Origin of the sequence: Pseudomonas sp. 2822-17 (assembly GCF_002742485.1) — a bacterium.
Taxonomy (GTDB): domain Bacteria; phylum Pseudomonadota; class Gammaproteobacteria; order Pseudomonadales; family Pseudomonadaceae; genus Aquipseudomonas; species Aquipseudomonas cyclaminis.
In genome coordinates this window covers 1-277 of record NZ_LJRZ01000709.1, presented here as the reverse complement: position 1 = coordinate 277, position 277 = coordinate 1, and the positions used below count along the sequence as shown (strand labels likewise).

Genomic DNA, 277 nt, shown 5'->3' with positions numbered 1-277 from the left:
TTTAGGAATAAACCAAAAATTAAACAAAGAGCATATTACATGTTTCGATGATTATGTTGGCCCCGGCTATGCTTTACCAACTGATGAAATGAAAGAAGCGGTAAAGTTAGTTGCAAGGTCAGAAGCAATTCTCTTAGATCCAGTTTATACTGGGAAAGCCATGGCCGGACTCATTGATCTAATAAGGAACAGATTTTTTAAGGACACAGATAATATTCTATTTATCCACTCTGGAGGTACGCCAGCCACATATGCATACTCTCCTTTATTCCTATAG

At 37.5% G+C, this 277-nt stretch carries 1 protein-coding gene; it reads left to right on the top strand.

All coding sequences use genetic code 11. The annotated features are described in order from the left end of the window. The coding region (locus tag AOA60_RS23920) for a pyridoxal-phosphate dependent enzyme (RefSeq protein WP_143522551.1) at positions 1-277 on the top strand (277 nt) is incomplete at its 5' end.